The organism is Heterorhizobium halophytocola (assembly GCF_017873095.1).
In the GTDB taxonomy this organism is placed as follows: domain Bacteria; phylum Pseudomonadota; class Alphaproteobacteria; order Rhizobiales; family Rhizobiaceae; genus Allorhizobium; species Allorhizobium halophytocola.
Map to the genome: position 1 here is coordinate 163653 of NZ_JAGGJU010000011.1, position 14069 is coordinate 177721.

The following is a 14069-nucleotide window of genomic DNA, read 5'->3' on the forward strand; positions in this document are numbered from 1 at the left end:
GTCGCGCGTCCATTGTTAGACCATGCTGAGCTTCGTCCTTAGACGGTTGATGAGTGCAATTCCGACATTGTTCGTCGTCATCACGATCTCCTTCTTCCTGATCCGGGTCGCGCCCGGCGGGCCCTTCGACCTCGAACGGCCGCTTCCGCCCCAGACGATGGAACTTCTCAACAAGACCTATCATCTGAACGAGCCGCTCTGGCGCCAATATGTCAGCTATATCGGCAACGCGCTGCGCGGCGATTTCGGCCCGAGCTTCGTCTACAAGGACAATACGGTCGCCGAACTGATCGGCAAGGCCCTGCCCTATTCGCTGGAAGTCGGCTCGATCGCCATCCTGCTGGCACTGATCGGCGGCATCATTCTCGGCACGATCGCAGCCCTTCGCCAGAACGGCGCCATCGATTTCGGCCTGATGAGCTTTGCCACCATCGGCGTGACCATCCCCAATTTCGTCATGGGTCCGGTGCTGACCCTGCTCTTCGCGCTGATGCTGTCCTGGCTGCCGGCCGGTGGCTGGGGCACGGGCTCGCCCTATTATCTGGCTCTGCCGATCACCGTGCTGGCGCTGCCGCAGCTGGCGGTGTTCGCCCGGCTGACCCGCGGCTCGATGATCGAATCGCTCAACACCGACCATATCCGCACGGTCAGGGCCTATGGCCTGCCGCCGCGCGTCGTGGTGCTGACCCATGCGCTGCGCGGCGCCATGCTGCCGGTGATCTCCTATCTCGGGCCGGCGGCTGCGGCGCTCCTGACCGGCTCGGCCGTGGTCGAGACCATCTTCACCATTCCCGGCATCGGCCGGTTTTTCGTAATCGGCGCATTGAACCGCGACTACCCGCTCGTCATGGCGACGGTGGTGCTCGTTGCCGTGTTCGTGATCGTCTTCAACCTACTGGTCGATATCGCCTACGGCCTGCTCGACCCGAGGGTCCGTCATGACTAATCCCACCGTCCTCGTCAAAGACGTTCAGGGCCGCAGCCTCGGACAACTGGCCTGGCTGCGCTTCCGCCGCAACAGGCCGGCCATGGCCGGCACCATCATGTTGGCGCTGATTGCCCTGTTTTCCTATCTCGGCCCGTTCTTCGTGCCGCACAATTACGACCAGGTGTTCTCGTCCTACGTGACAGAGCCGCCGAGCCTGTCGCCGCGGCCCGATCCGGCAAGCCTGGAAGACGTGGCGACCAGCGCCGCAAAGCGGGCCCGCGTCGATCTCGAAAGCTTCAAGGTCGAAAAGGGGGCGTTCACCGCCACCATCACCTCGAAGCGGCCGATCGACGAGCGGACGATCCGCTATTTCAACCGGGTCAACGAGTTCCGCAATACCGAGATCAAGGAGACCGCACCCGACCAGCTGTCGATGGTGCTGACCGGCCATGTCGATCAGGAATATTTCCCCTTCGGCACCGACACCAATGGCCGCGACCTCCTGGTCCGCGTCATGCTCGGCGGGCAGATCTCGATCGCCGTCGGGATCGCCGCCTCGCTCGTCTCGCTCGGCATCGGCGTCATCTACGGCGCGACCTCGGGCTATCTCGGCGGGCGCGTCGACAACATCATGATGCGCATCGTCGAGATCCTCTATTCGCTGCCCTTCGTCTTCCTCGTCGTGGTGATGGTGGTCTTCTTCGGCCGATCGATCGTGCTGATCTTCATTGTCATCGGCGCGGTGCAATGGCTGGAAATGGCCCGCATCGTGCGCGGCCAGACCCTGTCGCTGAAACGCCGCGAATTCGTCGGCGCCGCCCAGGCGCTCGGACTGACCGACTGGCAGATCATCCGCCGGCACATCATTCCGAACACCATCGGCCCGGTGATCGTCTTCGTCACCGTCGTGGTGCCGCACGTGATCCTGACGGAGAGCTTTCTCTCCTTCCTCGGTCTCGGCGTCCAGGCGCCGCTCGCCAGCTGGGGTTCGCTGATCTCGGAAGGCGCCGCCAATATCCAGGGCGCGCCCTGGCTGTTGATCTTCCCGTCGATCTTCTTCGTGCTGACGCTGTTCTCCTTGAACTTCGTCGGCGACGGCCTGCGCGACGCGCTCGACCCGAAGGACCGGTAAGCCATGGATAATCACGACAACAACACCGTGCTTTCGGTCCAGGACCTGAAGGTCAATTTCGAAACCCCGGATGGCGAGGTCAACGCCGTCAAGGGCGTCTCCTTCGACGTCAAGAAGGGCGAAACGCTGGCGATCGTCGGCGAGAGCGGTTCCGGCAAGAGCCAGACCATGATGGCGATCATGGGCCTGCTGGCCAAGAACGGCGCGACCACCGGCTCGGCGCGCTACGGCGAGACGGAAATGGTCGGCGCGAGCCTCTCGACGCTGAACGGGGTGCGCGGCTCGCGCATCACGATGATCTTCCAGGAGCCGATGACCTCGCTCGATCCGCTCTACACGATCGGCAAGCAGATCTCCGAACCGCTGATCTACCACCGTGGCCTGTCGAAGGCGAAGGCGCGCGAGCGGGTGCTGGAACTGCTGAACCTCGTCGGCATCCCCGATCCCGAACGGCGCATCGACAGCTATCCGCACGAGATGTCCGGCGGCCAGCGCCAGCGCGTGATGATCGCCATGTCGCTCGCCAACGAGCCGGACCTGTTGATCGCCGACGAACCGACCACCGCGCTCGACGTCACCATCCAGGCGCAGATCCTCGAGCTACTGGCCGACCTGCAGAAGCGGTTCGGCATGGCGATCGTGCTGATCACCCACGACCTCGGCGTCGTCAAGCACGTGGCCGACCGCGTCGTGGTGATGCGCAAGGGCGAGATCGTCGAACAGGGCAGCCGCGACGACATCTTCGAGCGGCCGACCGCCGACTATACCAAGATGCTGCTGGCGGCCGAGCCGACCGGCACCAAGGCCCCGCCCCTGCCCGACGCACCGGTGGTGCTCGAGGGCCGGGAGATGACGGTCGATTTCGACATCTCCACCGGCATCTTCTTCAAGTCGACCCGCGCCTTCCGCGCCGTCGATCATGTCAATGTCACGCTCCGGCGCGGCCAGACGATCGGCATCGTCGGCGAATCCGGCTCGGGCAAGTCGACGCTTGGCCGGGCGCTGCTGAAGCTGCTCGATGCGGACGGGCACATCCGCTTCGACCGCAGCGAGATCACCAATCTCGACCGCTCGGCCATGCGCCCCTTCCGCCGCAAGATGCAGCTCGTCTTCCAGGATCCCTATGGCTCGCTGTCGCCGCGCCAGACGGTCGGCGAGATCATCACCGAGGGCCTCTATGTGCACGAGCCCGACCTGTCGAAGGGGGAGCGCGACATCCGCGCCATCGCAGCACTGAAGGAAGTCGGGCTCGATCCCGATGCCCGCAACCGCTATCCGCACGAGTTCTCCGGCGGCCAGCGGCAGCGCATCGCGATCGCCCGCTCGATGATCCTGAAGCCGGAAGTGGTGATCCTCGACGAGCCGACCTCGGCGCTCGACCGGTCGGTGCAGCGCCAGGTGATCGAGCTGTTGCGCGACCTGCAGAACGCACATGGACTGTCCTATGTGTTCATCAGTCACGACCTGTCGGTGATCCGTGCGATTTCCGACCATGTGATCGTGATGAAGAACGGCAAGATCGTCGAGCAGGGTTCGACCGAGCAGATCTTCGCCGATCCGCAGGAAGCCTATACGCGAGACCTGATCGCCGCCGCGTTCACCAACTGAGACCGCGATCACGGCGCCAACCCAAAACGCCCGGGAGCAATCCCGGGCGTTTTGGGTCAGGTCCGTCAGGCGGCTACTGTCGCCAAGGTCAAAGGCCGGCGGCGCGCGGAAATTCGTCGGTCTGGCCGACCGCGACCTGCGGCGAGAACACCTTCAGCTCGCCGGGATGCTGGAGGATTTCGAGTTCCGGCGGCATGTCGAGCAATTCACCGTCGATAACGCAGGTGACCGACTTGCGGTGCTTTGGAAATTCAAGCTCCACCCGGCTTGCCGTGCCGTGATGCACCGCCTCGTTTTCCTTCAGCTTGCCGCGCATCAGGTCAAAGGCCAGATGCAGGGCGCCGGCGGTATCCAGGGGCTCGGTGATATAGATGCCGAGTTGGCCGCCAGCCGGATCGTCGGTGAACATCAGCGCGTTTTCACCGAACGGATTGTTGGAGATCGAGACCGCGGAGACCTTGTGCGCATCGCGACTTAGATCGCCGGCGATCTGCGCGTCGAAACGCACTTCCAGCCGCGGCGGATTGGCGATTACGCCGAGAATGGCCTGCAGGCTGGCGCGCATCTTGCCGAGGCGCGAGGCAAATTCCATCTTGTCGCGGGTCTGCACCATGCGGGCATGCATGCCGGCGGAAAACTGGTGGACGAAGGGGCGGCCATTGGCGGTGGCGATATCGACATTGCGCACCGGGCTGCCGGCCAGCGTCTCCAGCACCGCCTCGATGTCGAGCGGCAGGGCGAGCGCGCGGGCAAACAGGTTCATCGTACCGGCCGGCACGACGCCGAGCGGAATGCCGCTCTTCCAGGCAAGACCGGCAGCGGCCGAAATCGTGCCATCTCCGCCGCCGGCAATCACGCCCTCGATGCTGTTGTCGGCAAAGGCCTGTTCCAGAGCGGAAATGATATCCTTGCCCTCGACGATATGGCAATCAAGCCGATGCCCGGCGCCCTCGAAGACCGCATGCACGCGCTGGCAATAGGCCTCCATGTCGGTGGTCCGGAAGGTTCCGCCATCGCGGTTGAATACGGCTTTGAATTTCATGGCGGCTGTCTGCGACCTCCGGTTAAGATATGTGTCCCCGGGCACACCGATCCGCCGGACCGGCGGTGACGCCCTCGATGAAACGCCTCATCGCCCGGTTGGTTGCGGCCTGCCTGCATCAGAGCATGGAAATTACGCAAGGGGAATTGTTTGCCGATGACGCAGCGCAGCATAACATGCTAAAGTCCGCGCCAGACGCACCGGATCAGATACGTCTCCGGCATCCCTAAGGGTAATCCGCCCACCTTCCAGGACAGGTTCATGACCGACACCGCATTCGACCCGGCGAACGAGATCGCCCAGACTGACACGCGCGCGCAAATCACCCCAACGCTCGCGCTTCTGGTATCCTTGGCGCTGGCCGCCGGCGGTTTCGGTATCGGCACCGGCGAATTTGCAATCATGGGCCTCCTGCCGAACGTCGCCGATACCTACCGCGTCAGCGTGCCGGATGCCGGCTGGGTCATCACGGCCTATGCGATCGGTGTCGTGGTCGGCGCGCCGGTGATTGCGGTGCTGGCCGCCAAGCTCAGCCGCAAGACGCTGCTGCTGATGCTGATGGGAACCTTTGCCGGCGGCAATCTTCTCTCCGCCATGGCGCCGGATTTCGCCACCTTCACCGCGCTGCGCTTCATCACCGGCCTGCCGCATGGCGCCTATTTCGGCGTGGCAGCCCTGGTGGTCGCCTCCATGGTACCGCCGAACCGGCGCGCCCGTGCGGTCGGCCGCATGATGCTCGGTCTCACCATCGCAACCCTCGTCGGCACGCCGCTCGCCACCCTGCTCGGCCAGTGGATGAGCTGGCGCGCAGCCTTCACCCTGGTCGGTGCGATTGCGGCACTCACCGTGCTGCTGATCGCACTGTATCTGCCCCGGGACCGGGTGGCAGAAGGCGCATCGGTGCGTCGTGAACTCGGTGCCTTCGGCCGTCCGCAAGTCTGGCTGACGCTGGCCGTCGCCTCGATCGGCTTTGGCGGCATGTTCTCGATCTTCAGCTATATCGCCAAGACCACCACCGACACGGCCGGTCTGCCGGAAAGCACCGTTGCCATCGTGCTGGCGCTGTTCGGCGTCGGCATGAATGTCGGCAATGTGCTCGGCAGCCGCATGGCGGATTATTCGCTGAAGGGCACCATCGGCACCATGCTCGCCTTTAACGTGGTGATGATGACGATTTTCTCGCTGACGGCGTCCAATCCGGTCATGCTGTTCATCTGCGTCTTTCTGACCGGCTGCGGCTTTGCCGCCTGCCCGGCCGTGCAGACCCGGCTGATGGATGTGGCAGCCGATGCGCAGACGCTTGCCGCCGCTTCCAACCATTCGGCCTTCAACATTGCCAATGCGCTCGGCGCCTGGCTCGGCGGCGTGGTGATCACCTGGGGCTACGGCTATGGCGCAACCGGGTTCGTCGGTGCCGCCTGCTCGGCCCTCGGCCTGGCCGTCTTCCTGATTTCGGTCCTGGTCGAGCGGCGCGAGACGGCGGCGGCCTGAGCCGCTCAACCGGCCGCCGGCCGGGGCAGTTTCAGCGCCCCGCCGGTCTTCACCGAGCGTATCGCAAAGCTCGAACGGATGTCGGTAACCTGCTGCAGGACAAGAAGCTTTTCGGTCAGAAGGTGCTCGTAGGCAGCCAGGTTCTCGACCACCAGTTCGGCCAGGAAATCGGCCTCGCCGGAAATCATGTGAATGGCGACGACCTCGGGAATACGGGCCAGCGCGTCCTGGAATTCCTGCGCCGTGTCGCGACTGTGGCGGATGACCCTGAACGACACGAAGACGGTCAGTTCCAGCCCGACCGCCTGACGGTCCAGCTCGGCCCGGTAACCGCGGATCAGGCCAGCCTCTTCCAACAGCCTGATGCGCCGCAGACAGGGCGACTGCGACAGGTTCACCTTCTCGGCGATCTCGACATTGGTCGCCCGTGCATTGGCCTGCAGCAGATCGAGGATGGCGATATCGTATTCGTCCAGTTTTGGCATATTATCTCCTCAATGCCCCATCGAAAGCGTCATTCTGCCAAAAACAGATACGCAGACAACAGAAATAGCAAGGACATGCCAGGGCGGCTCGGATAAATTCCTGGCAATCCAAAAGAGAGCCGAAATGACCGTTGCCGACATCAATCCATCCCGCCCGACCCTCAGTCCCGGCCTCGGTGCCGCCGCCGCGCTATCCGTCGTGCTGATCTGGGCTGCCTGGCTGATCTCGACCCGCCACAGCGTCGGCACGGCGCTGCATCCGCTCGACCTCAGCCTTCTGCGCTACGGCATTCCGGCCCTTGCGCTCTCCCCTGTCCTGCTGAAGATCGGCATCTGGCCGAAAGGCGTGAAGAAATTGCCGCTGATTCTGATGATCTGCGGATCGGGTGCGCCCTTCTTCCAGGTCGTGGCCTTCGGTATGCATTCGACGCCGGCCTCGGCCGCCGGCGTGCTGCTGCCCGGCACGATGCCGCTGATGACGGCGCTCTTGGGGATCGCGGTGCTGGGCGAGCGGCCGGACCGCATGCGCCGGCTGGGCATGGTCGCCATTCTGGGCGGCGGACTTCTGCTGCTTGCCGGCAATCTGGGCGATGCGGGCCTTACCTGGCGGTCCTATGTCATCCTGCCGATCGGCGCGACGCTCTGGGCGGTCTATACCCATGCCTTCCGCCATTCCGGGCTTTCCGCCTTCGAGGGCGGCGCGCTTTTGTGCTTCTGGTCGACCATGCTCAATCTGGCGCTGCTGCCCTTTCTCGGCTTTCACATGACCGAGGCGCCGCTGTCGGAAATCGGCCTGCAGGTCGTCACCCAGGGGCTGATGTCGGGCCTCCTGGCCACCGTGCTTTACGGGGCTGCGGTGCGCACGCTGGGGGGCACGCAGGCGGCGGCCTATACGGCGATCACGCCGGTGGCGGCCGCCCTTGGCGGCGCCATGCTGCTGGGCGAACCCGTCGGTTGGACTAGCTATGCGGCAGCGATCCTGACCGGGCTTGGGGTGCTGCTGTCCACCGGCCTGCTGTCGCGCCGGTCACGATTGCCGGCTTCCTGACCAGCACGCGGGACGGCAAAAAGCCCCTCTGCCACAGGACAAAGGGGCTTTGAAAACGGGCGACCTTAGGCTCTGTCAGGCCTGGTGGACGACCACCTTGGCGCCGACATCGACGCGGTTGTAGAGGTCGATGACGTCGTGGTTCATCATGCGGATGCAGCCGGACGACATGGCCTGCCCGATCGACCAGGGCTGGTTTGTGCCGTGGATGCGGAACATGATGTCGTGACCGTCGCGGTAGAGATACATGGCGCGTGCGCCGAGCGGATTGCTCGGGCCACCCGGCAGGCCACCGGCATATTGACGGTTGCGGGCGTCGCGGTTGATCATGTTCTGGGTCGGGGTCCAGGTCGGCCATTCGGCCTTGCGACCGACATAGGCATTGCCGCGCAGCTGACGGCCTTCCTTGCCGACGCCGACGCCGTAGCGGATCGCCCGACCATTGCCGAGGACATAGTAGAGACGTTTGGCGGGGGTATCGACAACGACGGTGCCCGGCTTCTCGGTCGTTTCGTAAGCGACTTCCTGGCGCCGAAGGTCCGGCTTGAACTTGTCGAGCGGGATGCGCTTCAGCTCATACGGGCCATCCTTGACCGGTCCGTAGTTTGCAAAGTCGTTGCTCGTCTGGCAGCCGGCGACAAAAAGCGGCAAGCCGATCAGCAAGCCGCGGCGCGTAATTGTCATTTCCCAAAGTCCCTTGATTGATTCAAACCCAAGGGAAACCTAATGTTTTTATGGTTAACCAGGAGTTAAATGACGCAAATACGATGGACGTATCGGCAAAAAAGACAGCATGCTGCGCGCGATCCGACGGCGTGTCGGTTCGCGCGCAAAAATGTCTGTTTCAGAGGCCTGGGACGGGCTGGACCCAGCCATAGCGATCGTTCGACCGGCCGCGCTGGATATTGACGAGGAGATCGCGAAGCCGCGTCGTGGTCTGGCCGGTCTGGCCATCGGCGATCGTGAACTCGCCGCCCGGGAACTTGACCTTGCCGATGGCGGCGACGACCGCCGCCGTGCCGCAGGCAAAGGCTTCCTTAAGCTTGCCGCTCGCCGCGTCGGCCTGCCACTCGCTGAAGGAATAGGCGCGCTCCTCGACCGTCATGCCCTCGTCGCGCGCCAGCTGGATCAGCGACTTGCGGGTGATGCCCGGCAGAATGTTGCCGTTCAGCGGCGGGGTGATGAGCGTACCATCCTGCATGACGAAGAAGACGTTCATGCCGCCGAGTTCCTCGACCCATTTATGTTCGGCAGCATCGAGGAAGACCACCTGGTCGCAGCCCTGCTCGGCCGCTTCCGCCTGGGCGATCAGGCTTGCGGCATAATTACCGCCGCATTTGACCGCACCGGTGCCGCCATTGGCAGCGCGGGTGAAATTCTGCGAGGTCCAGATCGTCACCGGCTTGGCGCCGCCCTTGAAATAGGGACCGACCGAGGAGGCGATGACGCAGAAGATGAATTCGCGCGACGGGCGCACGCCCAGAAACGGCTCGTTGGCGAACATGAAGGGCCGCAGGTAGAGGCTGCCCTCGCCTTCCGGGATCCACTTCGCATCGGTCGCCACCAGCTTCTGGACCGCTTCGACGAACAGGGCTTCGGGAATTTCAGGCATGCCCATGCGCTTGGCCGACTGGTTGAAGCGCTCGGCATTCTGGTCGGGGCGGAAGAGCACGGCCTGGCCATCCGCCGTGCGGTAGGCCTTCATCCCCTCGAAGATCTCCTGGGCGTAGTGCAGCACCGCCGAGGCCGGATCCATCGGGAAGGGCGCGCGCGCGGTCACTTCCGCAGAATGCCAGCCGCGATCCGCACTCCAGCGCACCACCGTCATGTGATCCGAAAACAGCGTGCCGAAGCCGAGAGCCTTGAACGCCTCGAGGCGATCGGCCTCGGCCATGGGCTGGGCATTGCTGGTGATATCGAAGGTGAGCGTCTGCTGTTCGGTGCGCATGGGAATGTCGTCTTTCGGCTCGTTTCGGTCGGTCAGCCTTACTGACCTTTTATAGAGAGAAACCGCTTAGACCTCCAAATCTTGCGTGGCAAGTGCCTTTCGCGCAGTTTTTGGTACAGCGGCGGAGATTTCTGATCACATTGCTTTCCGTAGCGTCACGCGGCGCGAGCACTGCCTAAGGTCTGCATTCACGATTACTCGCGCTCCGTCCGGTCGGAAATCACTATTAAGTTGCGGCTTTTTCACGGGCGCGCGCTAACCGCTCATCCCCCGCCGTCTTATCATGGGCGATCAATAAACCAAGGGGAATGACCATGCTCAGACAAGACAGAATTTCTGCAGTCCAGACCATGACCCGGCGCATCGAACCGGCCCAGAGCGGGGACGAACTGCTCGGTCCGCTGATGAACCTGCCGGGGGTGTGGAGCAATGAAGGCCGCTTTCCCGGCAGGGGCTGGAACATGATCGCCCTGCCCTTTAGCGGTGGCCCGCCCGGCACGGCGCCCTATCGCCTGCTGGTCAACCAGTACAACGAGACGCTGACCGTCAGCCTTGCCGACAAGGGCGTGCCCAATCGCGGTCTCGGCATCAGGCCGGACCCGGTCAACGGCGACCAGACGCTGGTGGCGCTCGATTACGAGCAGGCGATCTCGCAGATCGCCATCGACGACTTTCCGAATTCCGGGCTGACGCGCACCGTGCCGAAACCGATCCACCATGAGCCCGGGCTGTTTCTCAACATGCTGAACATGGTGACCAACGACCTGACGGTCGCCCGTCTCGGCACCATTCCGCATGGCGATTCCGTGCTGGCACTCGGTCGCACTTCGAAAATCGAGGGGCCGCCGGACATTCCGGTCTTCGGCGGGCTGCCGATCGGGCTCGGGCCGCAGGACGAGGTCATGACCCCGGTCGATCCGGCCAACCCCGCCTATCTCGACCCCTACAAGCATTTCCACCACAACCTGTTCGAAGGGCTGTTCGATCCGGTCGATCCGACCAAGCTGCTGCGCGATGCGGCAGCGGCCCTGCCGATCCTGAGGACGACGGTGCTGGATTTCGACTCGACGCTGGAAAGCGGCGGGGTGTTGAACATCCCGTTCATCACGAGGACGGCCAATGCCTCGCAGTTGCGCTCGATCTTCTGGATCCACGAACTGGACGAAAAGGACGAGAACGGCGAGACCGTGCTGGTCATCCAGTATGCCCAGGTCGTGATGCTCGACTTCTTCCGTCGCCGCGATGGGATGCCGGGCCTGATCCAGTGGCCGCATGTGAGCATCAACACCATGCAGCGCACGATCAACAAGCCGGTCCCGATGGCCGAGATCGCCCGCTACGACCAGTATCTCACGACCCCGGCGGCCTCGATGAAGGGCGTCGAGTAACAGCCCCCAATGGCGGACCATAACGAGGAAGGCGGCCCCAGGGGCCGCCTTCGAACGCTTTTTCGGGAAGAACGGCCCTTCGCCGGCGATACAGGTCCGGCAGTCGGGACGGTCATTCGCCGTTACATGTTCGGATAGACCGGCCCCTCGCCGCCCTGCGGCGGCACCCAGTTGATGTTCTGGTTCGGGTCCTTGATGTCGCAGGTCTTGCAGTGGACGCAGTTCTGCGCGTTGATCACGTAGACCTCCTCGCCATCCTTCTCCATCCATTCATAGACACCGGCCGGACAGTAGCGCGTCGACGGACCGGCATAGACGCCGAGTTCCGACTGCTTCTGCAGCGCCATGTCCTTGACGTGCAGGTGCACCGGCTCGTTTTCCTCGTGATTGGTGTTCGACAGGAACACCGAGGACAGGCGGTCGAAGGTCAGCACGCCGTCGGGCTTGGGATAGTCGATCTTCTTGTGGTTGGCGGCCGGTTCCAGGCTCGCCGCATCGGTCTTGCCGTGGCCGAGCGTGCCGAACAGCGACAGACCGAACAGCTGGTTGGTCCACATGTCGATGCCGCCGAGAGCGATACCGATCGCCGTGCCGAATTTCGACCAGAGCGGCTTGACGTTCCGGACCCGCTTCAGGTCCTTGCCGATTGCGGTTGCGCGCCATTCGGCCTCGATTGCAACCGGCTCATCATTGGCGCGGCCGGCGGCGATGGCGTCCGCCAGCTTGTCGGCCGCCAGCATGCCCGAGAGCACGGCGTTGTGGCTGCCCTTGATCCGCGGCACGTTGACGAAACCGGCGGAACAGCCGATCAGCGCGCCGCCCGGGAAGGACAGCTTCGGCACCGACTGGTAGCCGCCTTCGGTGATCGCGCGGGCGCCATAGGAGATGCGCTTGCCGCCCTCGAAAGTCTTCGCAATCGCCGGATGGGTCTTGAACCGCTGGAACTCCTCGAACGGGAAGAGATAGGGATTCTTGTAGTTGAGATGCATGACGAAGCCGACGGCGACGAGATTGTCCTCGAGGTGATAGAGGAAGGAGCCGCCACCGGTCTTCATGTCGAGCGGCCAGCCGAAGGAATGCTGTACCAGGCCCGGCTTGTGGTGCTCGGGCTTCACTTCCCAGAGTTCCTTCAGGCCGATGCCGTATTTCTGCGGCTCGCGGTCCTTGGAGAGGTCGAAGCGGGCGATCAGCTGCTTGGCCAGCGAGCCGCGCACGCCCTCGCCGATCAACGTGTACTTGCCGTGCAGTTCCATGCCGCGGGTAAAGTTCGGGCCGGGCGTGCCGTCCTTCTCGATGCCCATGTCGCCGGTGGCGACACCCATGACGGCACCGGCCTCGTTGTAGAGCAGCTCCGTTGCGGCAAAGCCCGGATAAATCTCGACGCCGAGTTCCTCCGCCTTGATCGCCAGCCAGCGACAGACATTGCCGAGCGACACGATGTAATTGCCGTGATTGTTCATCAGGGGCGGCATGAAGGCGTTGGGAAGGCGGATCGACCCGGCCGGGCCGAGGAACAGGAAATGATCGGCCGTGACCGCCGTCTTGAACGGATGATCGGTGTCATCACGCCAGTCGGGCAAGAGCTTGTCGATCCCGATCGGATCGACCACCGCGCCGGAGAGAATGTGCGCACCGACCTCTGCGCCCTTTTCCAGCACGACCACGGAGAAGTCCGGATTGATCTGCTTCAGCCGGATGGCCGCCGACAGGCCGGCAGGTCCCGCACCGACGATCACCACGTCGAATTCCATGCTTTCGCGCTCGGGCAATTCCATGTCTTCAGTCATTTCCGCTCTCCGCTCGGCCGAACCCCTAATCGTCGGCTCCCTCCTTGGCAAAACCCGGGCCACTTGTCGAGCCACACGGCGACACCCGCTGTCTTGAAATTTCCAAGGCCACCTATTCCGGCAGAGAATATTTTCCGTTTACGTTCACGTCAATGCGACTTGCAGCGAAGTCGCTATCCGGGCTCCGGGTCCCGCGCCCGCCCTGCCGGCACGGCAGGGTTCCCGAGCGGCCGATGAACCTTTTTGTCCGCTGCAGGCCCCCAGAAGCGATCAGATTCACGCAAGACAGGAGCATGGCAAATGGCAATGATCGGCCAATGGAAAGCGGAATGGGAATCGAAGAAGACGTATTTCGAACAGCAGAGCGGCAAGAAGAAGCCCTCTGAAAAATATTATGGCGTCTTCCGCAAGGGCAGCGGCGTGTCCACCGCCTTCGACAAGATGGACAAGGCCTATGCAAAGATAAGCTCCGCACAGGGCGCCAAGCGGCTCCAGGCCATCAAGGAGTTCGAAGCGGCCATCAATGCCGCAACCAAAAGCGGTGCAGACTACGTCAAGCTGCTCAAGGCCGAGGCGGCAAAAGAAACCACCAAGAAGGAACTGGTATCGCTTCTCGACATCCTGGCGAAGGACATCGAGGCCTGTATCACGACCGCCGAGGGTCAACTGGAAGCAAACAAGGATCTGGCGGGAGACGACGGGATCGTCACCATGGCCAAGGGAATGAAGCAGATCAGCGACCCCAAGCAATACAAGGCTTATATGCCGGGTGCGGCAAAGAAGGCCCTGATGTGGGTCGCCATCCAGGAGCGCAAACCCGATGTGACGGAATTCAACAAGGGCATCGAGACCGCCGCACGCGACATCACGCAAAACCTGGCCAACCTGCAGAAATGCTTTCCTGACAGGTCCCCGCAGTGGAAGGCGGTACGCATCGCGCTCGAACCGCTCCTGCCATGGGCCAATCTCGGCAAGCGGCTGCCCGCCGACGCCGGTGGAGACAATGTCATCAATGCCCTTGCGGACCTGAAGAAACTCGTGGTGCAGGCCAGCAAGATCGCCGCGAAGGTCTGACATGCGTTGCAGGATGGCGGTCACCACCACGACAGCGGCGGCCGCCATTCACCGCGATCCGGACGGACACGCCTGACCGATCCGCCGAGATCATCATACTCGATAGCCTGAGGCGCGGAATACCGTGCCTCTTGCCAA

At 63.3% G+C, this 14069-nt stretch carries 12 protein-coding genes; 7 read left to right on the forward strand and 5 right to left on the reverse strand.

What is annotated here, in order from left to right; all coding sequences use genetic code 11:
* Window positions 1-22: 22 nt before the first annotated feature.
* The 3 genes from oppB to J2Z17_RS19325 are packed head-to-tail and all read left to right on the forward strand — an operon-like array spanning window position 23 to window position 3668.
* A complete protein-coding gene (gene oppB / locus J2Z17_RS19315; RefSeq protein WP_209947283.1) occupies window positions 23-946 on the forward strand; it encodes an oligopeptide ABC transporter permease OppB in 924 nt (307 codons plus the stop codon).
* Complete coding sequence (locus tag J2Z17_RS19320; protein ID WP_209947284.1) at window positions 939-2060, forward strand: ABC transporter permease; 1122 nt, start codon at window positions 939-941, stop codon at window positions 2058-2060. Before oppB ends, J2Z17_RS19320 begins: the two co-directional genes overlap by 8 nt.
* Before the next feature lie 3 nt (window positions 2061-2063).
* A complete protein-coding gene (locus J2Z17_RS19325; RefSeq protein WP_209947285.1) occupies window positions 2064-3668 on the forward strand; it encodes an ABC transporter ATP-binding protein in 1605 nt (534 codons plus the stop codon).
* An 88-nt stretch (window positions 3669-3756) separates the two neighbouring features.
* On the opposite strand, the gene J2Z17_RS19330 is transcribed toward J2Z17_RS19325, so the two are convergent.
* On the reverse strand, window positions 3757-4710 hold the full coding sequence (locus tag J2Z17_RS19330) for a diacylglycerol/lipid kinase family protein (RefSeq protein ID WP_209947286.1): 954 nt from the start codon (window positions 4708-4710) through the stop codon (window positions 3757-3759).
* A 261-nt stretch (window positions 4711-4971) separates the two neighbouring features.
* On the opposite strand from J2Z17_RS19330, the gene J2Z17_RS19335 reads away from it, so the two are divergent.
* Window positions 4972-6201 carry an MFS transporter gene (locus J2Z17_RS19335; RefSeq protein WP_209947287.1) on the forward strand — a complete coding sequence of 410 codons (1230 nt, stop codon included), beginning with the start codon at window positions 4972-4974 and terminating at the stop codon, window positions 6199-6201.
* A gap of 5 nt (window positions 6202-6206) precedes the next feature.
* Here J2Z17_RS19335 and J2Z17_RS19340 read toward each other — a convergent pair whose 3' ends face one another.
* Entirely contained in the window at window positions 6207-6686 is a 480-nt protein-coding gene (locus tag J2Z17_RS19340) for an Lrp/AsnC family transcriptional regulator (RefSeq protein WP_209947288.1), read from the reverse strand.
* Between the two features lie 124 nt (window positions 6687-6810).
* On the opposite strand from J2Z17_RS19340, the gene J2Z17_RS19345 reads away from it, so the two are divergent.
* Window positions 6811-7734, forward strand: a complete 924-nt coding sequence (locus J2Z17_RS19345) for a DMT family transporter (protein WP_209947289.1) — start codon at window positions 6811-6813, stop codon at window positions 7732-7734.
* A gap of 75 nt (window positions 7735-7809) precedes the next feature.
* Here J2Z17_RS19345 and J2Z17_RS19350 read toward each other — a convergent pair whose 3' ends face one another.
* Entirely contained in the window at window positions 7810-8418 is a 609-nt protein-coding gene (locus tag J2Z17_RS19350; protein ID WP_209947290.1) for a L,D-transpeptidase, read from the reverse strand.
* A 160-nt stretch (window positions 8419-8578) separates the two neighbouring features.
* Entirely contained in the window at window positions 8579-9682 is a 1104-nt protein-coding gene (locus tag J2Z17_RS19355) for a branched-chain amino acid aminotransferase (protein WP_209947291.1), read from the reverse strand.
* A gap of 314 nt (window positions 9683-9996) precedes the next feature.
* Here J2Z17_RS19355 and J2Z17_RS19360 point away from each other — a divergent pair, with 314 nt between their 5' ends.
* Complete coding sequence (locus tag J2Z17_RS19360) at window positions 9997-11070, forward strand: heme-binding protein (protein WP_209947292.1); 1074 nt, start codon at window positions 9997-9999, stop codon at window positions 11068-11070.
* Window positions 11071-11192: 122 nt separating this feature from the next.
* On the opposite strand, the gene J2Z17_RS19365 is transcribed toward J2Z17_RS19360, so the two are convergent.
* Window positions 11193-12857 (reverse strand): electron transfer flavoprotein-ubiquinone oxidoreductase, encoded by a 1665-nt coding sequence (locus tag J2Z17_RS19365; RefSeq protein ID WP_209947293.1) that lies wholly within the window; start codon window positions 12855-12857, stop codon window positions 11193-11195.
* A gap of 300 nt (window positions 12858-13157) precedes the next feature.
* On the opposite strand from J2Z17_RS19365, the gene J2Z17_RS19370 reads away from it, so the two are divergent.
* Window positions 13158-13931, forward strand: coding sequence for a hypothetical protein (locus J2Z17_RS19370; protein WP_209947294.1), 774 nt, complete (start codon window positions 13158-13160; stop codon window positions 13929-13931).
* Window positions 13932-14069 lie beyond the last annotated feature (138 nt).

Bases quoted from the DNA above. Each gene is read 5' to 3' on its own strand.
- oppB (WP_209947283.1), top strand. From the start codon at position 23: ATGCTGAGCTTCGTCCTTAGACGGTTGATGAGTGCAATTCCGACATTG.
- J2Z17_RS19320 (WP_209947284.1), top strand. From the start codon at position 939: ATGACTAATCCCACCGTCCTCGTCAAAGACGTTCAGGGCCGCAGCCTC.
- J2Z17_RS19325 (WP_209947285.1), top strand. From the start codon at position 2,064: ATGGATAATCACGACAACAACACCGTGCTTTCGGTCCAGGACCTGAAG.
- J2Z17_RS19330 (WP_209947286.1), bottom strand. From the start codon at position 4,710: ATGAAATTCAAAGCCGTATTCAACCGCGATGGCGGAACCTTCCGGACC.
- J2Z17_RS19335 (WP_209947287.1), top strand. From the start codon at position 4,972: ATGACCGACACCGCATTCGACCCGGCGAACGAGATCGCCCAGACTGAC.
- J2Z17_RS19340 (WP_209947288.1), bottom strand. From the start codon at position 6,686: ATGCCAAAACTGGACGAATACGATATCGCCATCCTCGATCTGCTGCAG.
- J2Z17_RS19345 (WP_209947289.1), top strand. From the start codon at position 6,811: ATGACCGTTGCCGACATCAATCCATCCCGCCCGACCCTCAGTCCCGGC.
- J2Z17_RS19350 (WP_209947290.1), bottom strand. From the start codon at position 8,418: ATGACAATTACGCGCCGCGGCTTGCTGATCGGCTTGCCGCTTTTTGTC.
- J2Z17_RS19355 (WP_209947291.1), bottom strand. From the start codon at position 9,682: ATGCGCACCGAACAGCAGACGCTCACCTTCGATATCACCAGCAATGCC.
- J2Z17_RS19360 (WP_209947292.1), top strand. From the start codon at position 9,997: ATGCTCAGACAAGACAGAATTTCTGCAGTCCAGACCATGACCCGGCGC.
- J2Z17_RS19365 (WP_209947293.1), bottom strand. From the start codon at position 12,857: ATGACTGAAGACATGGAATTGCCCGAGCGCGAAAGCATGGAATTCGAC.
- J2Z17_RS19370 (WP_209947294.1), top strand. From the start codon at position 13,158: ATGGCAATGATCGGCCAATGGAAAGCGGAATGGGAATCGAAGAAGACG.